Source organism: Flavobacterium sp. FlaQc-49 (assembly GCF_044005985.1).
Classification (GTDB): domain Bacteria; phylum Bacteroidota; class Bacteroidia; order Flavobacteriales; family Flavobacteriaceae; genus Flavobacterium; species Flavobacterium cupriresistens.
In genome coordinates this window covers 224,213-248,084 of record NZ_JBIPCS010000002.1, presented here as the reverse complement: position 1 = coordinate 248,084, position 23,872 = coordinate 224,213, and the positions used below count along the sequence as shown (strand labels likewise).

The window sequence follows — 23,872 nt, the reverse complement described above, 5'->3', positions numbered from 1 at the left end:
TGTTAATCTTTTTAATTTTAAGTTAAAATTAACAAGAAAATTTTGTTTTTTATTTACGAGGGATTAATATTTTCATATGTTTGTCTAAAAATAGAATCTATGTTCAAAAATCACATCAAATTCTTATATTTTATATTGTTTTTTGTCTTTTTCTCGTTTATGCCTTCTTCAGTTTTTGCACAATGCGCGGGGAATGATGGTAATCTTACGGTATGTGATATTCCTAATCCTGCTAATCAATCGATTAATTTATATGCAGCATTGGGAGGAACACCAACAGCGGGAGGAGTATGGTCAGATGACGATGAGACAGGGGGATTAAATGCGACAACAGGAGTTTTAAATGTACATCTTATTCGCCAAAGCGGAATTTACCATTATACGTATACAGTTAATGGCGGGGCTGGCTGTACAGATAATTCAGCCACAGTAACGGTAACTATTGGTGGTTATTCGGGGATTACCTCAAATTCAACACAGTGTAGCGCAACCGGCAGTTTTAATCTTTTTGAAGCCTTTAATGGTCTCTTTTTAGGACCACAGTATAATGGACAATGGTTCGATAACACGACCAATAAAAATGTTGATTCTTCAATTAATATTACTGATTTTGAAGGAGATTATAAATTTACTTATACAATGCCCGCCATTGGTAGCTGTCCAGCTGTATCTTCATCGGCTGTTATAACCGTTGTCAGGGCACCAAAATCAGGAGAACCAATACGTTTGTCTTTGTGTGCAAGTGATGGTTTGTCTGCTTATACCAATTTTGATCTTTATACATTGCTAAAAGATCAGGATGCAGGTGGAACTTGGAGTGACAGTAACCGTATAAATACGGGGGAATTAACTTTTTCAGGCGACCATTTTGTAGATATGGAAAAGATATACGACCGATTTGGGGAAGGTTATTTTTACTTTACCTATAGGGTTTTATCTCCAAAACCAATTTGCGATCCAGAAGAAACAACCGTATGGTTTAGGCTTGAAAAAAAGCTTGATTTTACAGGAGCTACTCTTACAGTTAATACGGATATCTGTGAAACGGAGATTGCAACGGCAAATTATTCCGTTACAATAAGAAAAGGAAACGCCGTTATTCCCGATGGAAGCTATTTTGTACAATATAAGGTGTCGGGGCCAAATGGAGGAGCGGTAGAAGTAATAGCAAATTTTACTAATGGAGTTCTTATATTTCCATTAGATTCAAAGTTTTTTCAACAGGTAGGAAGCTTTAACGTAAGTATTCTAGATATTTTTGCATTTAATAGTTCCAGAAAATGTACCAATATTATCAATAATTTATCCGATGACTTAGTCGTATATGCGATACCGGATTTAAGTGATGCCAAAATTACACCAATTACAACTTGTCAGAACGAGAGTGCAACAGTGCAGATTTCTGATGCCATAAAAATTACAGACGGAACCTATGATCTTCTTTATAATTTAACGGGAGCCAATACGGCCACCGGACAAATAGCAAGAGCTACATTTACGGCTGGCAATGCGAGTTTTTCGCTTCCGGCTATTTTAAATTCCAATGCGGGTACTGCGGTATTAACGATTACAAATATCAGTCATGTGATTTCTCAATGTGCCAATACTGCTAATTTGAGTGGTGATATTTTGATAAATCCATTACCAGCTACAGCAACAGTAAGAATGCAAATTAAAGACGTTTGTTTTGGAGAGCCTGTTTCTGTTCAAGTTAGTGGACTAGGAACTTTAACAGATATTTCATTATCGTATACTGTAGCAGATAACACCACTTCTACACCGTTAACCGTTAGTTTGCCTGTATCGGGTGGCAATGCAAGTTTTGTACTTCCTTCCGGTCCCGCGACAAATCCGGGAACCTATACTGTTTCGATTACGAGACTGACTAATAATATAACAGGTTGTGGTACCAATATAACCAATTTGTCAGATGTTTTTTTGATAAATGCGATTCCTGTTGCTCCATCGGCAAATCCTCAGTCTTTTTGTAAAGCAGACGGTGCGACAATTGCCAACTTACAACCCAATGGAGCTCCATATAAATGGTATATTTCTGAAACAGCAACGACACCACTTGCCGCAACATACATTCTGAAATCAGAGAATTATTATGTAAGGGAAACTTCCACTGCCGGTTGTACATCAGAACCAACGATGATTGCGGTTACGATAAATGATTCTGCGGCTCCGGTATTAAATTCAGAGGGAGCAGGTTTTTGTGGACTAGATAGGCCTACGATTGCAGATTTGACTAATCGAACCAATTCACCCTTATCGGTCGTTTGGTATGACGCTCGTACCAATGGAAATGTAGTGTCATCAACTACGCCATTGGTTGAAAATGGACATTATTTTGGGTTCGATTTTGAAAGTACAACAGGTTGTATTTCGGAGAATAGTCTTGAAGTTGTTGTGTTTTTAACAAAATGTGATTCTTTAGAAAATGTTTTTATCCCTGATGGATTTTCGCCTAATGGAGATGGTGTAAATGATTCTTTTGTAATTCAGGATATCGACTTTTTGTATCCGAGTTACACACTTCAGATTTTCAACAGATATGGAAACGAAATGTATAAAGGATTTAAGAATAAACCAGGTTGGGACGGATTAAATTATGAAGCCAGTGGCATTAGCAGCGGAATAGCACCGAACGGCGTTTATTTTTACGTGCTCTATTTTAATAAAGGAAACAAACCACCAAAACAAGGACGTCTTTATTTAAACAGATAATTGATTATTACGTTCTTTAATATGATTTTCAAATGAAAAAAATAATACTTTTTATAAGTTTCCTCTTTTATATAACCTCAGTTTCAGCACAGCAGGATCCGGAGTATACGCATTATATGTATAATATGAGCGTCGTAAACCCTGCATATGCAACGGGTACACCCGCGATGTTGAATGTTGGTGGTTTGTACAGAACACAATGGGTTGGAGCTATCGGCGCTCCAAAAACATTTACCTTTTTTGGACATACAGCCGTGAGTGATAAAGTAGAAGTAGGGATGTCGCTGATCTCTGATGATATTGGAGATGGCGCTAAAAAAGAGAATAATTTTTATGCTGATTTTGCCTATGTCCTAAATTTAGGCGGAAAAAATAAACTTTCACTTGGATTAAAAGCCGGATTTACGTCCTTGCAAACCAATTTTAACGGTTTCTTATTGCAAAGTGGAAATGCCAATACTGATTTGGCTTTTGCTCAAGACGTTAATGTAACCAAACCTAATATAGGAGTAGGTGCCTATTATTTCAGAGATAACTTATATGTCGGAATATCTTCTCCCGGTTTATTGAAGACTAAACATATTGAAGAAAGATCCGGAATAAATGCTTTTGGATCCGAAAATGTTCATACTTTTTTAACGGCCGGATATGTTTTTCAAATGAATGACATGTTAAAATTAAAACCAGCCTTTATGTCAAGATTTGTTAAAGGAGCTCCGATTGCTTTAGATCTGTCGCTAAACGTTTTATACAATGAAAAGTTTGAGTTAGGAGCAGCTTACCGATTGGATGATGCAGTGAGTATTTTGGCAAACATAAATATTACACCAACTCTTAGAGTGGGTTATGCTTACGATTACACACTTTCTAATTTAGGACAGTTTAATTCAGGTACCCATGAAATTATGCTGCTTTTTGATTTGGACTTATTAGGAAAAGGGTTTGATAAATCACCAAGATTCTTTTAAAATGAAAAATATGAAAAAACTACTCGTTATTATATTCGTATTTTCAATACAGTTTATAAAGGCCCAGGATCAGGATTTGGTAAGAGCCAAACGTTTTTTTGATAAAACGTATTACAGTGAAGCTATCGTATTATATGGAAAACTAGCGGTGGATAAGCCGTCTCAGGAAGTGATTAAAAACTTGGCAGATTCTTATTATTACACCAATGATCTGATCAAAGCGCAGCGTTATTATAGACTTTTAATAAACAGCTACAATAAAGATTTAGACAGAGAATATTATTACCGATACGCACAAACTTTAAAAGCCAGTAACAGTGATGATCAGGCTAATGCTGCGCTAAGAGAATATTATGCCAAATCAGCTAATGCAGACGATGCTGTTTATTTTGAGAAAGAATTAAAAGAACTGGAAAATGTCTCTGCCATCGGGAATCGATTTGAGATTAAAAATTTAGCAATAAACACCCCTAATTCAGAGTTTGGGGCGGTGGAGTACAAAGGCAATTTGGTTTTTGCCGGGGTTAAATTAAATCCGGGTCTGTTTGATAAAAAGTTTAAATGGGATAATGAAACCTATTTAAATTTAGTAGCAGTGCCAACAAAAAACAGCAATTCCAAAGAGGCGGTATTGTCTTACTTTGCTGATGAATTAAAAACCGGAATGCACGAATCGAATGCTGTTTTTACAAAAGACGGCAAAACCATTTATTTTACCCGTAACAATTCAAAAAACGGAAAGAAAAGAAAAAACGAACAGAAAATTTCAAACCTTCAAATTTTTAAAGCTGAATTAGTTGAGGGAAAATGGACAAACGTAACGGCACTTCCATTTAACAGTCCTAATTATTCCGTTGAACATCCTGCTTTAAGTGCGGATGAAAAAGTACTGTATTTTTCTTCAGATATGCCCGGAACATTGGGGTCTTTTGATATTTTTTCGGTGAACATCAATAAAGGAGCATTTGATACTCCAAAAAACCTCGGACCTGTTGTTAATACCAACAAAAGAGAACAGTTTCCTTTTGTTTCGGAAGATAATAAGCTCTATTTTTCTTCGGACGGTCATTTAGGATATGGATCACTGGATGTTTTTGTTTCAGAAATTAGTGGAAATGACTATTCAAAACCGGTAAATATTGGTTTGCCTTTAAACTCTAATTTGGATGATTTTTCTTTTACGATTTCAGGAGCCAAAGAAGGTTATTTTGCATCAAACAGAGAAGGAGGAAAGGGGAGTGACGATATTTATCAATTTACCGAAACTAAAGAATTAATTGTAGAAGATTGTAAACAGTTTATTGCAGGAATCATTACGGATTTTGACACAAAACAGGTATTGGAAAATGCAACGGTAATGTTACAAGATTCAGAGAAAAAAACAATAAGTACAGCTACTACTGCCGCAGATGGAAAGTTTAGTTTTACGGTTGGCTGTGAAAGTTCGTTTATCGTTCTGGCATTCAAAGAAAAATACACCAACGAATCAAGAGCGGTAACATCGGGAAAAACCAGAAATGCCAGTAATGATGCTTCGATGACGCTCCGATCCATCGAAGCTATTAAATTAGAAGAACAACAAATAGCCGAAAATAAAAGAAAAGAAGAACAACGACTTGCTGAACAGAAAAAAGAGAAAGAAGCGTTGGCAGTTATCGCTTTAAAAGAGGCAGAGAAAAAAGCAAAAGCGGAGGAAATTGTAGCGGCAGAAATTAAGAAAAAGGAAAAAGAGGACCAGATTTTAAAACAGGAAAAAGATGTTGTGAAAGAAAAGGACCGATTGCTTATAAAAACCGATCCGATTTATTTTGATTACAATATGTGGTACATTCGTAAAGAGTCCAAAGTAGTTTTGGGCAGAGTTGTTGCCCTGATGAAAAAATATCCGGAGATGGTTATTGAGATAGGTTCCCATACAGATTCGCGTGGAAATGCTAAATTTAATGAAGAATTATCTCAGAAAAGAGCTTCTTCGACCAGAGAATTTTTATTAGAATCCGGAATTGAGCCCAAGAGAGTTCTTGCTAAAGGTTATGGAGAATCAATCCCAATTGTAAAATGCAAAACCGATGATTCCTGCACAGAAGAGCAGCACGAATTAAACAGACGAAGCGAATTTGTGATTAAGAATTTATAATTTAGTTTCTTATTTGATTGAAAATCAATGCGGTTTCTTAAATCGGGTTAAATCAATTGAGATTTAATTTAGAAATCTTTTTTTTGGAACGTTTTTTAATTAATTTTATAAAATAACCATGAAATTAAATATCTAACTATGAGAAATCTAGCCTTATCCTGCCTGCTTTTAACCTGTATTGGATTCCAAAGCTGTAAAAATGATGAAAAGTGGAAAGCAATTGAAGCTGCCAAAACTGAAGCTAAAAAAGTTGTAAGTGTTCAATGTTACAAAGCAATATACGAAAAGGATACTATTGACTTAAAGTTGAATACTTTGAAAGATGGTAAAATAACGGGTAACATGGTAATGAAGGTTGCTCAGGCAGCAGAGAAGATTGGCGATATCAAAGGAGAATTTCATGGAGATACCTTATTTGTAGATTATACGTTTAGTGACAAGACCAACAAGAATACTAAATTCAAAAATCCGATGGCTCTTTTAAAACGAGACAAACAGCTTATTTTAGGAAATGGAACAATGCAGACTACTATGGGCGTAACTTATTTGGTAAAAGATAAACCTATCGATTTTGATAACGTTAAATATAAATTTACAACTGTAGACTGTGTGGAAGAGTCAAAGTAGTTATTTAAATAAAAAAAAGCATAAAAAAAGCCGTTTCTAATTTAAGAAACGGCTTTTACTATTTTTTAGCTTTTAATTTTTTTATAAAACTTCTCCCTTAATTTTTAGGGCGACTCTACCATCAGGGTAATTTACGGCATTAGTTTCAACAGTGATTGTTTTACGAATCGGGCCGGCAGCCATGTTATATTTTACATCAATTTTTCCTTTTTTACCGGGTAAAATTGCTGCGGCTGGTTTGGTAACAATAATGGAGCTAACGGTAGATTCAGCGCCGGTAATCAATAGTGGTGCATCTCCTGTATTGGTGAATTCAAAAGAGCGGAGTCCATTATCACCTTTAGAAATTTTTCCATAATCAATTGTGTTGTCCGAGGCTGCAAATTCAATTTTTGGGCCGTTTTGCGTATAACCAATTGTGGTAAACAATGCGATTACGATAAAAGTGGCTACATTTTTCATTTTGAAATTATTTTTGAGTTGTAAGTAAATATACTTTCTTTTAATTAATACACAAATTATTATTTCGCTTTTTATAGTGTACTTAATTATTTACTTTTGCTGTCAATAATAAATACAAAAATTAAACCAAAGTCTAAAAGTTTACAGGTCAATGTGTTTATTGGTTATTTTAGAGCCAAAAAAACAAGCAAGACCAATGAGTAATAAACAGAAATAACATATCCAATATACAATGACAATTCCAGCACAATTTGACGCTAAAACGATCGAGAATAAATGGTATGATTACTGGATGAAAAATAATTATTTTCATTCAGAACCAGATCATAGAACGCCTTATACAATTGTAATTCCGCCGCCAAACGTCACAGGAGTCTTGCATATGGGGCATATGCTGAACAATACCATTCAGGATGTTTTAATCAGAAGAGCGCGTCTTAAAGGATTCAATGCTTGTTGGGTTCCTGGAACGGATCACGCATCGATTGCTACTGAAGCAAAGGTTGTAGCTAAATTGAAAGCGGAAGGAATCAATAAAAATGATTTAACACGTGAAGAGTTTCTGGCGCACGCTTGGGAATGGACAGATAAATATGGTGGTGTAATCTTAGATCAGCTTAAAAAATTAGGTGCTTCCTGCGATTGGGAACGTACCAAATTTACTATGGATCCCGATATGTCTGCATCTGTAATTCGTTCTTTTGTTGATTTGTACAACAAAGGATTAATCTACAGAGGATACCGAATGGTAAACTGGGATCCGGAAGCCAAAACTACTTTGTCTGACGAGGAAGTAATTTACGAAGAACAACAAGGGAAATTATTTTTCTTAAACTATAAAATTGAAGGTTCAGAAGATTTCTTAACGATCGCTACAACCCGTCCGGAAACTATTTTTGGAGATACCGCTGTTTGTATCAATCCAAATGACGAACGTTTCACCCATTTAAAAGGTAAAAACGCCATCGTTCCAATTTGCGGAAGAGTAATTCCTATTATTGAAGACGAGTATGTAGATGTGGAGTTCGGAACAGGTTGTTTAAAAGTGACTCCTGCGCACGATATGAACGATAAAACCTTAGGAGAGAAACACAATCTTGAAATCGTTGATATTTTTAATGAAGATGCTACATTAAACAGCTTCGGATTACATTATCAAGGAAAAGATCGTTTTGTTGTTCGTACTGAAATCGCAAAAGAACTGGAAGAAATCGGAGCTTTGGCAAAAACCGAAATCCATTTAAATAAAGTAGGAACTTCTGAAAGAACCAAAGCGGTAATCGAACCAAGATTATCAGACCAATGGTTTTTGAAAATGGAAGATTTAGTAAAACCGGCAATTCAATCTGTTTTGGTTGATGGTGATATTAAATTACACCCAAAACGTTTCGAAAACACTTACGCACATTGGCTAAACAATATTCGCGATTGGAATATCTCTCGTCAATTATGGTGGGGACAACAAATCCCGGCATACTATTACGGAGACGGAAAAGAAGATTTCGTAGTAGCAGAAACGATCGAAGAAGCTTTAGCGTTAGCAAAAGAGAAAACATCAAACTTGAAACTTGAAACAAAAGATCTAAGACAAGATGTTGATGCTTTAGATACCTGGTTCTCTTCCTGGCTTTGGCCAATGTCCGTTTTTGGCGGAATAATGGATCCTGAAAGCGAAGATTATAAATATTATTACCCAACAAATGATTTGGTAACCGGTCCGGATATTTTGTTTTTCTGGGTAGCGAGAATGATTATTGCAGGTTACGAATATGCTGGCGAAAAACCATTTACAAATGTGTATTTAACCGGTTTAGTACGTGACAAACAACGTCGTAAAATGTCTAAATCATTAGGGAATTCTCCTGATCCTTTAGATTTAATCGACACATTTGGTGCTGATGGTGTTCGTGTGGGATTGCTTTTAAGCGCTTCTGCCGGAAACGATATTATGTTTGATGAAGAATTATGTAATCAAGGAAAAGCGTTCTCTAACAAGATTTGGAATGCCTTTAAATTGATAAAAGGATGGGAAGTTTCAGAAACGATTCCACAACCGGAATCATCAAAAGTAGCGATCGAGTGGTATGCAGCAAAATTGCAGCAAACGTTAGTTGATATTGAAGATAACTTTGAGAAATACAGAATTTCTGATTCTCTAATGGCCATTTACAAATTGGTTTGGGATGATTTCTGTTCTTGGTTCCTTGAAATGATTAAACCGGCGTACCAACAACCAATCGATAAAAAGACGTTTGACAGCGCTATCGAAATGTTAGAAAGTAACTTAAAGTTGCTTCACCCGTTTATGCCTTTCCTTACCGAGGAAATCTGGCACTTAATTGCTGAAAGAACGTCGGAAGAAGCTTTAATTGTTTCGACCTGGCCGGAATTGAAGCCATTTGATGCAAAATTAATTGCTGATTTTGAAAATGCAATGGAAGTAATCTCTGGAATCAGAACGATTCGTAAAGACAAGAATATTCCGTTTAAAGATGCTATTGAATTGAAAGCGGTAAACAACGATAACGCTTCTACTTATTTTGATACTGTAATAACGAAATTAGGAAATATCACGGCATTAGAATATGTTTCCGATAAAGTAGACGGAGCTTTGTCTTTCCGTGTAAAATCAAACGAATACTTTATTCCGATTACAGGAAATATTGATGTAGAAGCTGAAATTGCAAAATTGAATGCAGAGTTAGTTTATACGCAAGGTTTCTTAAAATCGGTTCAATCTAAGTTAGCAAACGAAAAATTTGTTGCCGGTGCACCGGAGAAAGTTCTGGCTAACGAAAGACAAAAAGAAGCTGATGCTTTAGCAAAAATTGCTACAATCGAGCAGAGTTTAGCCGGTTTGAAATAACAAAGAGGTTAACTGGTTTGAAGTAATAATTAGATTTTATTTTAAATATACAAACCCGACAGGTTGAAAAAACCTGTCGGGTTTATTTTTTTATTTATTTTTTATTCGATTTAAAATCAAAAACAAAGGATAAGAAATTAAGGTGATAACCACAATAATTCCAAAACTTTTCGGATCACTGTATATAAAACCAATTAGTAACGCCAGTGAAACGATAATAGCAATAATAGTAGACCAAGGATACCAAAAGGAGTGGTAAGGTCTTGGTAAATCAGGTTCTTTTGCTCTAAGTTTCAGTAACGAAAGATAGGCTAGTCCCCAAACAATAATAGAGGTAAATGCTGCAAACGAAAATAAGGCTTCGAAAGAACCAATACAGATTAAAATTAAGCTGAACAAAGAAGAAACTAAAAGCGCTACAATTGGAGTTCCGCCTTTATTGACGTTTGTTCCTTTGTCAACAAAAAAGCCATCTCTACTTAGTCCGTATAAGATTCTTGGTGGAATCATCATAAAAGCATTTAGAATGCTGATTAATGAAAAAATAGAAATAACGGTAACAATGATAGCACCGTTTTTTCCGAAGATAATGTTCGCTACATCTGCGGCTGCCAAGTTAGATTTTGCTAAAGTTTCGACCGGCAGTACATGGAAAAAAGCAACATTCAATAAAACATAAATGGCAATTACCAATAACACGCCACTGTATAGCGAACGCGGAATGTTTTTACCAGGATTGTCATTTTCCTCTGCAAAAAAGCAAACTCCATTCCAACCATTATAAGTTCCGATGATCAATTGGAGTGATTTGAAAAAACCAAGCAGAAGCCCCATTTGAAAAAACGAATTGTCTTTTGGAATAGCAGGCAATTTTACTCCCGAATACATAAAACAAGCAACCAATAAACAAACGAAACAAATCACTTTTATAAAACTCGTGATTTGCTGAATGGCACTTCCGTTTTTTACACCGCTTAAATGCAGCAGTACAAAGGCGAGTAATAACGAAATCGCAATCGCGGTAGAATAACTGGCCAGATCGGGAAATAAAATAATGATATATTCGCTGATTACGATACAGTAAAAAGCAGGTGGACTTACATTTGTAATATAGTCAAACCAACCCGATAAAAAACCGGCATAGTCTCCAAATGCTCTTTTGATATAATTGTAGGAACCTCCCGCTTTTGGAAGCATTGTGGCCAGTTCGGCATAAGAGTTTGCCCCTAAAAGCACATACAATCCGCCAATGAGCCACGAAATAATAATAAGCCAGTAATTGTCCAGTAAGGAAGCGATTGTGCCGGGAGTTCGTAAAATTCCGACTCCAATGGTTCCCCCAATTAAGACGGCAATATTAAAACTTAATCCTAAGCTTTTTTTTAATTGGTTTTTTTTGGAATCTATCATTTGTAATGGTTTTGTTTGGTGAGCAAAAGTAGTTATAATAAAAAAACTTTGTTTTGTTAAAGCTAAAAACCTCGTCTAAGACTAAACGAGGTTTTGGTTTTTTTTAAATGTATTAATTGCTATAAAAGACCAAAGCCTTTTCTGTTTCTCAAAATGGAGTACAGAAAAAGCTTTGGAAGTTAAAAATCTAATTCAAAAAATTTAGAACTTATATTTAAGGCTTGTCATAATCTGACGAGGTGCGATTGGGTTTACGCTATAATTTTCGTGAACTGTATAATTCAATTCGTTTGTAACATTAGATAATTTACATAGAATAGAGAATTTTCTCCACTCATAACCGGCAGATACATCAATAGTAGTATATGCTTCTAAAGGAATATCACGATCTCTAATGGTTACCTTGTATGTTTTCGGGTTTGTTACAGGTGTTTTATTCTCTGTCCATAAATAATCATCATTCCATCCGCCTAAACGATTCCCGATGTAGTTTCCGATGGCTCCGAATGAAAGACCTTTAAACATTCCGTCATTTAGTTTGTAGAAGAAGCTTAAATTAGCTGTAGTCTGTGGTGTTCTTGCTACACGATCCCCTTCAACAAAACTTCCGTTTGTTCCTGAAGTGTTGGTGTAACGCATGTCATTGTAACTATAACCTGCATTTACAGAAAGACCTTCTACTGGAGTTGCTGTAACATCAATTTCCACACCTTTACTTTTTGTTCCCCCACCTAATACTTTTAATTGTGAATTTACATTAAGAGCTCCGTTTGCGTCAAATTCTGCTGTTTGCGCCAGATTACTGTTGGTGATTTGGTAAACGGTAACGTTTGTAGTCAACATTCCTTGTAAAAAGTCCATTTTAATCCCTGTTTCGTATTGGTCAATAATAGAAGGGGCGATTGGTTTTGAGTCAACAGTTGTTCCGGTGTTTGGTGTAAACGAGCTTGAGTAGCTACCAAATAAAGAGATTTCTTTTATTGGTTGGTAGATTAATCCCACTTTTGGAGAAAAAGCATTGTCTAATTTTTTAGGAGCAACAGCAGCTGTCGCATTTTCAGGAGCTATAACCTGAGCTGTTTTATCAGTATTTAGTTGCTCTACATAAGTAGTAACTTCCGTTTCTTGCCAAGACCAACGAAGACCAGCCAATACTTTGAATTTTTCTGTAACTGAAATTAAATCTTGAAAGTATGCTCCAAAACGATTGGTTTCTGTTTTTAAAATTTGAGTAGTTCTGGCATTAGGAATATCATTTCTTTGCATAGATGGATCAAAATCAAAAAGATTGATTCTGTCATATATATTTGGATCAAATTTACCATTTACCATTATCCTTTTTTCATTAAAAGCAAATGTGTATCCTGTTGCGAAAGAGTTTTCCCAATCTACACCCGTAAATACTTGGTGTTTTATTGATCCTGTATTGAAATTTCCTTGCAAACTCAATTGGTCTCCCAGTATTTGCTCCAAGTTTTTAGTCTGAGTTAATCCTCTGTTCCAGTAACCGGGAATCGGGTATAGTTTAGGGTCATCTAAACCTGATAATTGAGCTGTTGATTTCTGAGCTCTATCGTAACTTTGGAAAGAACTGTTGAAATTAAGTTTCCAGTTTTTATTAAAATCATGGTTTAATAAAACCGAAGCACTGGCTGATTTGGTAGTACCATTAGACCAAAGAGATCCGTAAAAAGCATTACGAGGTAAATCAAGGATTTCTTTTCCTATAATTCCTGTTCCGAAATCAGGAGTCCAATCTGCTGTCAGGTAATCTCCCTGAACGGTGATTTGTGTTTTTGGATTGATCACAAAAAGTAAAGATGGATTGATGTACAAACGCTCGTTTTTTACAACATCTCTGAAGCTTTCCGAGTTTTCGTAAGAACCGTTTATTCTAAAAGCAACCGATTTACTAAGCGGACCATAAAAATCAAAAGAAGGCTTGTAGAAAGCATAACTTCCCATTTGCATGGAGATTTCACCACCTGCTTTAAATAATGGAGTTTTAGTAACCAGGTTCAAGATTCCACCCGGAGCTACATTTCCGAATAATAGTGCAGAACCCCCTTTAAGAAATTCCACTTTCTCTAAACCTGAAACATCAGGAATAGAACCCGAGTTGTAACGGAATCCATTTTTAAACATATTATTGGCAGACATATCATATCCTCTTGAGAAGAAAGATTCTTGTGCGCCACCACGAGCAGAGCTCACATAAACACCATTGGCATTTTTTATAACGTCACTCAAACGAATGGCTTGTTGTTGTTCGATTACTTCAGAACCGATCACTTGTATGCTTTGTGGATTGTCCATTGGTTTTAAACCCGAACGAACTGCGGTAACTGGTTTAGGCTCTCTGTTAGTTGTAATGATAACGCTTTTAAGCTCTTCACCTTTTCTTTTTTTAACAGTATCGTTTATCGAACTACCACTATCATTGTTTGTATATTGCTGACCATAAGAGGTTAAGCTTAGAATGGATAATCCGAAGAGTAGAATATATTTCATTGGTAACTTATTTAGAATAAATAAAAATAATTTTGCGCAAAAGTAGGCTTGGACTTTCGTTATTAAAACTTATTTGTCTTAAGGTTGTCTTAAGATAGTCTTAGGATTTATTAACGTTATTCTTATTTTATTTTAATCTACGGCAGTATTGGACAAGGAATTGCTTGTAAATAAAAAACGAGACCTATTTTTTAAGTAGGTCTCGTTTTTAAGGAAAATGAATATTTAATCAAGCTGTTAATTCATTAAATTTTTGTAAGTATTTGAATTATAGCTATTCGTATTTGTTGTTTTATTTTACTGTAATTTGGTAAGTAGCCATTTTCCAGATTTCATTGTATTTTTTACCATTATGCTCACCTTCTGCTTTATCAGTGTGTGCATATTCTACCATGTAATTTCCTGACCAGATCGGAGTGAATGAAAATTCTCCTTTGTCATTCGTCCAAAGCTCTTTTTCCCAACCGTTTGGAGCAATTACTTTAATTTTGGTCTCTTTTGCAATAGCACCATCAAATAAAGCAAGTCCTGCTATTTTGGTATCTTTTTTAGCAACATCGGCATTTTCAGAAAATACACTAATTGTATTTTTGTTTGCTGTAGCAGTATTTCCGGCAGTTTTGTTTCCAACTACTACTGTTGCGCTTGAATTGTAATCTAATTTCATTGTACCGTAAACATCTTTTACGGTATGGTGCATCACAACCGTATAAACACCGTCTTCATCGGGAGTAAAAAAGGCTTGGTATCTGTTGTCTAAAGCTTTTGCCGTTAGCTTAGTTTCTTTTTTTGATGGACTGATCAATACCAAAGAGAAATCTTTTAAATCAGAAAACCATTTATCTGCTTTTGTAATATCGTTTTCAGAGAATTCTCCAAAATAAATTGAAATTTCCTGTGCTTTCCCTTTTGTTCCGGTAGCTTTAGTATCAATCCAAAGTGCGTGAGCAAATAATTGAGGGGCAGCAACGAACATTAAAAATAAAAATGTTATTGTTTTTAAAGTGTTTGATTTCATAATAGATTAGGATTAAAATTAATAGTTAAAAGAAATCCCTTAAACCTTTTGAGTAATAAGGGATCTTATTTTAGGATTAGAATTTGTAAGTAACAGTTACCCTTGCGTTGGTTCCAGCAGGGACATTTTTTAACTCAAAAAATCCATTGTTTCTGGCAATTGTGTTTTTGTTTGTACCTTTAATAGAGACAGATACTCCTTCTGCCGCTTTACCATCGCTGGTTTCAATTTTACCGTTTATAGTTCCTCCCTGTTGTGCAAAAGATGTCCCTATAGAAAGCATAAAAATACTTAAGACCAGTATAAATTTTTTGCAATACTTCAATTCATTCATTTTATAAAATTCGTTGGTTATTATTTAGACTTGTTAAAAATAATTGCAAATGTAAAATATAATATTAGTTCAACAAGTCTTATTTAGATTAAATATCAATAATAGTTTATAACTGAATGGTTTTTTAATGTTAAGAGAATGAAGAAGTAAGTTTATTCTTTAAGTTATTTTTTATCCTTTGTTTTTTGCTTTTCTACTGTTTGATTTAATACTGTTATGGCAGTTGCACTTAATGGGTAATAATGGGTTGCCATTTTAAAAAAACGAACAGCGTTATCTATTTTGTCAATTCCTAAACAATAATTTCCCATCCAGTTCAGATAACTTTCAGAAGGGGTAAAGGAAAAACCAAGTTGTTCAGAAAGTTTTGCATATTGTTGTTCTACTAAGGAGGGATCTTGTACCGCTTCTTTTACCTGGACCAGATGGTCTTCAAAAATAAAACGCAAACCGTCATATTCTGCCGGAATAGGAATAGTTCCATGATCTTCGTTTTCGTAATATTTAAAATTCCATCGTAGATTTTTAGGTTTTTTTACTTTCAACAAATTTTCAAATTTCCTGATTCCTCTGGCCATATCGGTTGTAGTATCCTGAGGGATGCTTTTTTTATTGGCCATAGCCAGATAAATACTTCTTTTAGCAAAATCCTTTTTATTGAAAATAGAATCGGCTTTTTTGTTCATAATTTCATTGTCCCACCAAAGACTCGGGTCAATGATAACATAAGAATTAAATAAAGAGGTGTGGTGCAGTAGAATATTCACGGCAGTCAGGCCTCCAAAAGAGTGTCCGTTTAAAACATTGTAACCCGAAGTTCTGTAATTGGTATCGATATAAGGTCTGAGTTCTTTTTCTAAAAAAGTAATAAAATTTTTATTGCCGCCGCTTTGTTGAAACTGCTTTTTTGTCTTATCAAAAAAGGCCTGACGATTCGCTTCAGTTGGAGTCAAATCTCTTGTGCGGTTTGTATTGGTGATTCCTATTACAATCATTTGAGGAGTCATAGAATAAGGTCCTTTGGCTAATGATTGTTGAAGGCCGGTAAAGGAATGGAAGTTATTTTCGGCATCTAACAAATAAACAACAGGGTATTTTGCCGGAGCAAGTTTAGAATTGTTGTAATCCGGAGGTAGATAAATCCAAAAAGTGCGTTCTTCATTCAATGCTTTCGAAAAAATACGGTGTTTACTGCCAATAGTAATACTGTCTTGTGAAAACACAGCAGTAAACGAAAATAAGAGAAAGAGAAGGAGAAATTTTTTCATTTTTAATTTAAGTAAGGGAAGTTTTTTTCTTTTTATTTTGACGGCCGTACCAAATCAAGAATCCTGTTATAGGCAGAAACATACAAACCAAACCAACAAGGAGCGTGAAAATTTTCCCGAGCCATCCTGCCCAGAACCCAATATGAAGGTTCATGGTTGTTTCATCAATATATAATCCGTTCATCACTTTTACCGGAATTTCAATTTCCTGACCGGTGTAGCGGTTAATTGCGAATGTTTTTCCGTTTTGAACGCCTTTCAGACCAATGTCTTTAGCGGCAACAGCTGAGAGACTTGTAATACTGTCTTTTGCTGCTATAGAAAGTTTGACTTGTTCTACAGCTGCATCTTTTAAGAACAGCCGTTCTACAATTGGATTTAATGCCGCAAATGTTTTAGTACTGTCGTATTCCGGTTTGATATCCCGCATTGCCGCATAAGAGCGAGGGAAACCATCGAATACTTTGTGCGTTGTTTTGTTTAAAGTTTTGTTTACAATGACCAGACCGGTAATGGTAATGAGAAGTGCGGGCAGTAAATTATAGAAACCGGGTACATTGTGCAGATCATAATTCAACCGTTTGAAACTGGCATTTTTCTTTATAGTGAAACTCTGAAGTCTGGTAGAGCGATTCCATTTTTTGGGCCACCATAGAATAATTCCTGTAATCAGTTCGATTAAGAATATCCAAACGGAGATTTCTACGATGAGATTTCCGGTTTTTCCAAAGGGCATTTCACCGCTGTGCACATGCGCCACAACATAAAAGAAATCGTAAGCCTTGCCGGAAGTTAAGACTTTGCCCGTATAAGGGTCAACCCACGAGAATTGTAAATCTCTTTCTTTGGTCGAAGAAGCAAGTTTTACACTTCGTTTTGGATCCCGATACGTAATAAAATAACTCGCTTTTCGATCAGGATGTTGTTTTTTAAAAGCTTTTAGGATTTCTTCCGGAGTTAGTCTTTGTTCTTTAACTTCTTTAACGTACAAAGCATCAGAAGCCAGTCCGTCTATAATATCATCACAAAAAATAAATAATATTCCGGTAAGTGAAACAATAAAAACGATGATACCCGAACTTAGTCCTAACCATAAATGGAGCCAGTGATTTAATTTGCTCCATTGGCTCTTTTGTTTGACTTTTTTTTCAGTTCTTTTAATTGGATTGTTGGTCATAATAGAAAGCGATAAAAACCAAGCCGGCATTTCGAGAACGATAAGCCAGCTTGGAAAAAAACTAATTTAAGTGGTATTAAAATTTGAAAGTAAGATTAGCAACTAATTGTCTTGTAGGCATCATAGTAGCCCAGTAATCAGACGTCCAATATTCTTTGTTTGCAATGTTGTTTAGTTTTAGACCCAATCTGATTTTTTGCTTTTCGTAAAAAACAGTGGCGTCCATTACCGTATATCCGTTTACTTTAAAGGTATTCGTATCGTTTATGTAGGTGTCACTTTGTGTATTACCTCCAAAACCAAAACCAAGTCCTTTTACTTTACCATCTAATATTTTATAACTTACCCAAAGGTTTGCTACATTGGCAGGTGTAGAATATGGTCTTTTTCCCTGAGTTGCCGCATTTGTTTTGGTAAATTTACTTTCGTTGTAGCCATACCCTAATATAATGTGTAAACCTCTAATTGGATTTGCGATTAAATCTGCCTCAAAACCTTTGCTTTTTTGGGTAGCGTCCTGAATAGAATACAAGTTGTTAGTAGGATCAGTACGTACCTTATCTTTTACTTCAATATCATAATAGCTTAAAGTTCCGTTTAGTTTTCCTCCTAACAATTCAACCTTCACACCACCTTCAATTTGGTTGGCTTGTTCTGGTTTGAATTCTGTTAATTCCGTTGGATTTGCAGCTGTAGTTCCCGGACCTACATTGGTAAAGCCGTTCATATAATTTCCAAATAAAGAGACTTTATCCTTAACCACCTGATAAATCAAACCCATTTTTGGAGAAACGGCAATCTGATTGTATTTTGCAATTTTGTTTTCGTAACGGTCAACTCGCACACTGGCCATTGCAATAAATCGGTCTGTAAAGTTAATTACATCCGATACATAGCCGCTTAACGTTCTAAAATCTCGGATACCAACTACGCTTGGAGCCGGCAAGGCAGCAATCAGCTGTTTGTATTTTTCCATGTTTATAAAGGCAGCATTTCCGTTGATTGCCAATGCAGGATTTCCGGCCGCAGCATCGTATGAATTAATGACCCATCTGTTATCGTTGGTACTGATGTAAGTATAATCAAGTCCGATCAATGCGCGGTGTTTTATACTTCCGGTATGAAATGTTCCAACAAAATTTTGCTGCAATTGTGTTGTTTTGAAAACACTATTGATGTTCATTAGCCTTCTTTGTAACGTTACATCACCATTGGCTGCGGTATTAAAAAGGAGGAACAAATAGTTGGCCTTGTTGTCTGTATAAGCATTTGAAAAATTGGTCTGTGATACCCAATTATCAGACAATTGGTAGGTAGCTCTGGCGTAAATATTAGTGTTTTTTGACTCCGACTGTAAATCGTCTGTTGTATATGATTTTTTGAAATCAAAATTCAATTGATCTATATTTTTTGCAGTTGGATTCCCGGATCCAAGACCTATCCAGCTTGAGTTACGACTTCCTTTGTACAATTCTGCATCAAAATCTAAAGTTAATTTATCGCTTACTTTATAGGTAAATGACGGTGCAATTATAAAGGTGTTGCTTTTTCCTTGATCTTGCCATGTTTTTTGATTGTCCAGAGCAGCATTTACTCTAAAAAGCATTGTTTTTTCTTCGTTCAAAGGCGTATTAAAATCTATAGTTGTTCGACTTAACGCCCAGTTTCCGGTAGTGTAGCTCACTTCCCCTTTGGTAAATTCAAATGGTTTTTTGGTTACGCGGTTGATAAGACCTCCGTAGGTAGTTAAAGCAGATCCGAAGAGTGTTGCGGATGGTCCTTTTATTACTTCAATGCTTTCCAGATTTACAGGATCGCTTAAAGTTACCCAGTTGGTGTTCATTCCGTTACGGATAGATCCTGCTGCAGATGCACCACTAAAACCACGCATTCTGATGCTCAGACCAATTCCTCCTGATCCCAAACTTTGTGTTACATTATTTAATCCCGGTGCTGAATTTAATGCGCTTCTAAAATCAACTGCAATTTGCTCTTGGAAAAGTTCTTTTGGTACTACCGTATAAACCTGAGGGTTCTCAAGATTACTGATTGGTAGTCTTGCAACAAATTCACTTTTCTTTTCAGCGAATTTTTTAGCTGCAGAGACTACAACAACTTCGTTTAATTCTTTTAACGAAGACTGAAGCTGAAAAGAAACGGTAGCAGTTTCTCCTGTGGTTACGGTTACTTCTTGTTTTGATGGTGTATGTCCCGTCATATTAATTTCAATCTGATACGTTCCTGCCGGTACTTTGTGAAAAAGGAATACTCCATTTTCGTCTGTAGTTGCTGATTTTTTTAATTCAGCTATAATTACATTTACCGATACCGCATTTTGATCATCAGCTGTGATTACGGTTCCTTTTATCGAACCGGTGTTTTGTTGTGCAAATGTCTGCGTTATTGACAGACACAGCAGTATTGCCCCTAAAAATAGCTTGTTTAACATTTTTTTTGCTTTGGTTTTAATAAAAAACATTTTATCCTTATTTAGATTAGTTATAAATTGATAATTTTACGCAAAAGTAATGTGTTAACAAAAACTTAATAAACGCAAAAAGGATTAATATAAACGCAAAAGGGATTTTGTGAAACTTGCCTAGCCTCAGTTAGTTGCAACGGCTGTAAGGAATGTAAGCGCTATCTTACGCAATAAAAAAGTGGATAAAAAAGGGCCAATGAAAACAATGATGAGAAGTGATATCTTCAAAAAAGAAGTGGTGGTTGTAAATGATCCTATTCGATTTAATAAAGAAGATCTTATTGAGAAAAAAATCAATTTTGACAACAAAGGAATCAAAGGTGTAATCACTGATATTATGCTAAACGGAATCCATGTGGTTGCGAGAGATTTGACAATGGAGAATGATTCGTATGCGATTGAAGTAGAACATGATTTTTCTTTTGTAAAACTTCATATTGAAATGGAGGGAGATAACGAATATTGTCCTGAAGATAAATCCCAGCGTGGAATTTACATTCCGCAAGGACATTATAATTTATTTTATTTACCCAAAATAAAAGGGGTTCTAAACTACAGAACCAAAAGAAGAAGAACGTTGGAAATTACTTTTACGGAAGCGTATTTAGAGAAGTTATTTTATCCGAATTTAAAAACTACAATACCATTGCTGGCAGACGCAATAACAAACCAGACTTCATACGCCATGTGGGAAACCAGTAAAAGTATTTCGCCAAAACTAAATATTTTGATTGAAGATATTCTGCAATGTTCTTATTCGGGAGCGATCAAAAAAGCCTTTTTAGAGTCAAAAATAGTAGAGATTCTTTCGTATTTGTTTACGATAATTAACGAAGAGGAAAACACTTCAGTAAGTGTCGAAATAAGCGCCGGTGATTATGCAAAAGTTCTGGAAGTCGAAAATATCTTAAAAACACAATTCAAAGAGAAACTTACGCTGGCAGGTATTGCCGCTGAGGTTGGCTTGAATAATTTTAAAATTAAAAAGTATTTTAAATTAGTTTATAATACCACTGTTTTTAATTATCTGACAATGGTGAGAATGGAATATGCCAAACAATTGTTGGTCGAAAAAGACTATCCGATTTCTGCCGTTTCAGAAGAATTGGGATATAAAAATCAACATCATTTCACAGTAGCTTTTAAAAAGACATTCGGCTATTTGCCTAGTAAATTGAAGCAATAGCTTTTAACTTTAATAAAAAAACAAGCCTCGAAATCACTAATTGCATATAGGATTTCGAGGCTTTTTATTTAAATAGAAATGGATTAAAACTTATACGAGAAGCTTGCTACCAGATTTCTTGGTTTTTGTGGATTCACGGTAGACCAGCCACCGTTAAAGTAATCTTTGTTGGCCATATTATTAAGGTTTAAAGCCACACGGAATTTAGTCGAGCTGTAAAAAACAGAACTATTTACAACTGTATATTCAGGAAGTACAAATTTCCCTGTTTTTGGACTGTCCAGGATGGCATTTTCGCTAGCATAATTTCCTCCAAATCCTAAACCAAATCCATCAAGAGTACCGGAATCAAATTTGTAAGTAGCCCAAAGATTGATCAGGTTTTTTGGTCCGGCCCAGAAAGGTCTTTTTCCATTTTCCAACCAGACATCACCATCGTTTCCTTTGGTAATTTTACTGTCATTGTAGCTATATCCTGCTATGATGCTTAACCCTTTTATTGGAGCCGCATTCAAGTCAAGTTCAAAACCTTTACTTCTTGATTCACCTCCCTGTACAGTGAATGTATTGGAGCTTACTACTAAATTGGCAACATTAATATCATAAAAACTTACAGTTGCATTTAATTTATCAGAAAGAAGATTGGCTTTAACTCCAAATTCTAATTGATTGGCATGTTCAGGTTCAAAAGTTTTAGGCTGTATATCTCCGTTAGCATCAGTAGTACTGCCTGGGGCAACATTTCTAAAACCATTCATATAATTGGCAAATACAGCTAGTTTATCTTCAATAGGCTGATACAATAATCCGAATTTTGGAGATAAAGCCGTTTGGGTATAATCGTCTTTGTCATTTTTGATGTCGCCTTTTGTGTCAAAATAATCAATTCTCAAACTGGCCATTGCCAATAAAGTTGGCGTAATGTTAAGTACGTCTGAAGCATAAGCACTATAGGTCGCATCCTGTTGGTTAAAGTTTTGCGCTGCTTCCTTAGAAAGAACATTATCAACCGATGTTCTGGTCAGGTAATTTGGAGCTAAAGGATCAAATTGTCTGACTTCTCCTTGTGCGGTAATATTGTACAATTTTGCATATCCTGATCCTGCATAGGTTACATTTCTTTCAAAATAATCAAGACCGGCCACGATACGATTGCGCAGGTTTCCAATTTTAAAATCACCTACAAAATTCTGTTGTATGTCTGTTGTACTGGTTTGTGACTGTTGGTCGCTAATCCAGAAGGCAAAATCTCCTTTTCCATCTTCGTTATCATAAATATAAGAGTAGTATCCGTTTGATTTAGAAGAACCTCGTGATAAAACCGTTTGAGATGTCCATTGATCAGAGATTTTATAATTCATCTGTGCCTGTAAACTAAAACGAGGATTTTTTATCGATAAATCATTGCTGTAAAAAGAAAGATCGGTGTTGTAATTTAATTCCCCAAGGTTTGCAAATTGCAGCTGCTGGTCTCTTCCTAAAAACAACATGGACGGAGTTGTTTTTTCTTCCTGCATAAACTCGGTGTTGATAAGGAAAGACAATTTATCATTTACCTTATAAGAAAAGGAAGGAGCTACAAACAAAGCCGTACGAAAGCCCGCATCCTGAAAACTGTTTTCTGTTTGATACGAAGTATTGATGCGAAACAAAATGTTGTCGTTATCGTCCAGCGCTGTATTGACATCTGCCGTTACTCTGTTTAGTCCAAAACTTCCGCTTGTATACGAAACTTCGCCGGCGAAACCAACAAATGGTTTTTTGGTAACCGTATTAATAAGACCACCATAACTAACTAAGGAGCTTCCGAATAAAGTTCCGGATGGTCCTTTAATTACTTCTATTCGTTCTATATTGGCAGGATCAAGGCTTCCGTTTGTTAAGCCCGGCAATCCGTTTACAACATTGGCCTGAACTTCAAAACCACGTAAAGTATAGTAAGATCCTCCATCACCACCACGTCCGGTAGATTCCCAAAGTTTTTGAATTCCGGGAACATTTTTTAAGGCATCTTCATAATTGGTAATGGCTTGCTCTTTCATTATTTCAGAAGAAACAACATTATAAACTTGCGGATTCTCAATGTTTTTCAATGGCATTTTAGAAACGTAAGTACTTTGTTTTGGAAAAGCCTTTCCTTTATTACTGGTAATTACAACCTCTTTTAATTGTTTGTTAGAAACCGTTAACTGTAATTGTAGTGTAGTAACCTGATTTTCGGTAACGGTTATTTCTTGTGTCAGTTTTTCATAACCGGCCAATGAAATTTGTAAAGTATAACTTCCCGATTTTACTCGGTTTAGTTCAAATGCGCCATATTCATTGGAAGTTGTAGCGTATTTTGAATTTTTTAAGTTCAAATAAACATCTTCTGCCTTTTCGCCGTCAGAAGTTGTTATGGTTCCTTTAATACTTCCGAAAGATTGTTGGGCAGAAATAGTAGTTATAGAAAATAAGAAGGAGAAAAAAACAAAAAGAATTTGTTGTACTCTGAGGTTTAGATAATTCATGGTTATTTAAATTAATTAAAATATCTTTATTTGGAATAAATAAAAACTGCGCAAATTTAAAAATTAATATTATTTTAACAATTGTAATTCTTTAAAATTTGGTGATGAAATTGTTAAATGTTGATTTTGCAGTAATTAAAGTAAGAATCGTCTTTACAACTGCATTAGGCAGGGATTAAAAAAGTC

At 35.4% G+C, this 23,872-nt stretch carries 15 protein-coding genes; 6 read left to right on the top strand and 9 right to left on the bottom strand.

What is annotated here, in order from left to right:
• Positions 1–99: 99 nt before the first annotated feature.
• The 4 genes from ACHRV3_RS04335 to ACHRV3_RS04320 all read left to right on the top strand — a co-directional run bounded on the left by ACHRV3_RS04335 (position 100) and on the right by ACHRV3_RS04320 (position 6,462).
• A complete protein-coding gene (locus tag ACHRV3_RS04335) occupies positions 100–2,730 on the top strand; it encodes a gliding motility-associated C-terminal domain-containing protein (protein ID WP_395433444.1) in 2,631 nt (876 codons plus the stop codon).
• A gap of 32 nt (positions 2,731–2,762) precedes the next feature.
• Entirely contained in the window at positions 2,763–3,698 is a 936-nt protein-coding gene (locus tag ACHRV3_RS04330; RefSeq protein WP_230005047.1) for a type IX secretion system membrane protein PorP/SprF, read from the top strand.
• Between the two features lie 10 nt (positions 3,699–3,708).
• Positions 3,709–5,835 carry an OmpA family protein gene (locus ACHRV3_RS04325; RefSeq protein WP_395433443.1) on the top strand — a complete coding sequence of 709 codons (2,127 nt, stop codon included), beginning with the start codon at positions 3,709–3,711 and terminating at the stop codon, positions 5,833–5,835.
• Between the two features lie 138 nt (positions 5,836–5,973).
• Positions 5,974–6,462, top strand: a complete 489-nt coding sequence (locus tag ACHRV3_RS04320; RefSeq protein WP_395426918.1) for a hypothetical protein — start codon at positions 5,974–5,976, stop codon at positions 6,460–6,462.
• 81 nt (positions 6,463–6,543) lie between these two features.
• Here ACHRV3_RS04320 and ACHRV3_RS04315 read toward each other — a convergent pair whose 3' ends face one another.
• Positions 6,544–6,924 (bottom strand): DUF1573 domain-containing protein, encoded by a 381-nt coding sequence (locus ACHRV3_RS04315; protein WP_230005050.1) that lies wholly within the window; start codon positions 6,922–6,924, stop codon positions 6,544–6,546.
• 232 nt (positions 6,925–7,156) lie between these two features.
• Here ACHRV3_RS04315 and ACHRV3_RS04310 point away from each other — a divergent pair, with 232 nt between their 5' ends.
• Entirely contained in the window at positions 7,157–9,790 is a 2,634-nt protein-coding gene (locus tag ACHRV3_RS04310; protein ID WP_395433442.1) for a valine--tRNA ligase, read from the top strand.
• A 90-nt stretch (positions 9,791–9,880) separates the two neighbouring features.
• On the opposite strand, the gene ACHRV3_RS04305 is transcribed toward ACHRV3_RS04310, so the two are convergent.
• From ACHRV3_RS04305 to ACHRV3_RS04275, 7 genes are all read right to left on the bottom strand, one after another.
• Positions 9,881–11,200 carry an APC family permease gene (locus ACHRV3_RS04305; RefSeq protein WP_395433441.1) on the bottom strand — a complete coding sequence of 440 codons (1,320 nt, stop codon included), beginning with the start codon at positions 11,198–11,200 and terminating at the stop codon, positions 9,881–9,883.
• A gap of 201 nt (positions 11,201–11,401) precedes the next feature.
• A complete protein-coding gene (locus ACHRV3_RS04300; protein WP_395433440.1) occupies positions 11,402–13,711 on the bottom strand; it encodes a TonB-dependent siderophore receptor in 2,310 nt (769 codons plus the stop codon).
• A 292-nt stretch (positions 13,712–14,003) separates the two neighbouring features.
• Complete coding sequence (locus ACHRV3_RS04295; RefSeq protein WP_230005054.1) at positions 14,004–14,729, bottom strand: DUF4198 domain-containing protein; 726 nt, start codon at positions 14,727–14,729, stop codon at positions 14,004–14,006.
• Positions 14,730–14,805: 76 nt separating this feature from the next.
• Positions 14,806–15,063: a hypothetical protein gene (locus ACHRV3_RS04290; RefSeq protein ID WP_395433438.1), complete on the bottom strand. Its 258-nt coding sequence runs from the start codon at positions 15,061–15,063 to the stop codon at positions 14,806–14,808.
• Positions 15,064–15,227: 164 nt separating this feature from the next.
• Positions 15,228–16,331 (bottom strand): alpha/beta hydrolase, encoded by a 1,104-nt coding sequence (locus ACHRV3_RS04285; RefSeq protein WP_395433437.1) that lies wholly within the window; start codon positions 16,329–16,331, stop codon positions 15,228–15,230.
• Positions 16,332–16,338: 7 nt separating this feature from the next.
• Positions 16,339–17,538 carry a PepSY-associated TM helix domain-containing protein gene (locus tag ACHRV3_RS04280; protein ID WP_395442776.1) on the bottom strand — a complete coding sequence of 400 codons (1,200 nt, stop codon included), beginning with the start codon at positions 17,536–17,538 and terminating at the stop codon, positions 16,339–16,341.
• Between the two features lie 46 nt (positions 17,539–17,584).
• Complete coding sequence (locus ACHRV3_RS04275) at positions 17,585–19,957, bottom strand: TonB-dependent siderophore receptor (RefSeq protein WP_395433435.1); 2,373 nt, start codon at positions 19,955–19,957, stop codon at positions 17,585–17,587.
• 229 nt (positions 19,958–20,186) lie between these two features.
• On the opposite strand from ACHRV3_RS04275, the gene ACHRV3_RS04270 reads away from it, so the two are divergent.
• Positions 20,187–21,176 (top strand): AraC family transcriptional regulator, encoded by a 990-nt coding sequence (locus ACHRV3_RS04270; RefSeq protein WP_047775569.1) that lies wholly within the window; start codon positions 20,187–20,189, stop codon positions 21,174–21,176.
• Positions 21,177–21,259: 83 nt separating this feature from the next.
• On the opposite strand, the gene ACHRV3_RS04265 is transcribed toward ACHRV3_RS04270, so the two are convergent.
• Positions 21,260–23,686 (bottom strand): TonB-dependent siderophore receptor, encoded by a 2,427-nt coding sequence (locus ACHRV3_RS04265; protein WP_395433433.1) that lies wholly within the window; start codon positions 23,684–23,686, stop codon positions 21,260–21,262.
• Positions 23,687–23,872: the final 186 nt, after the last annotated feature.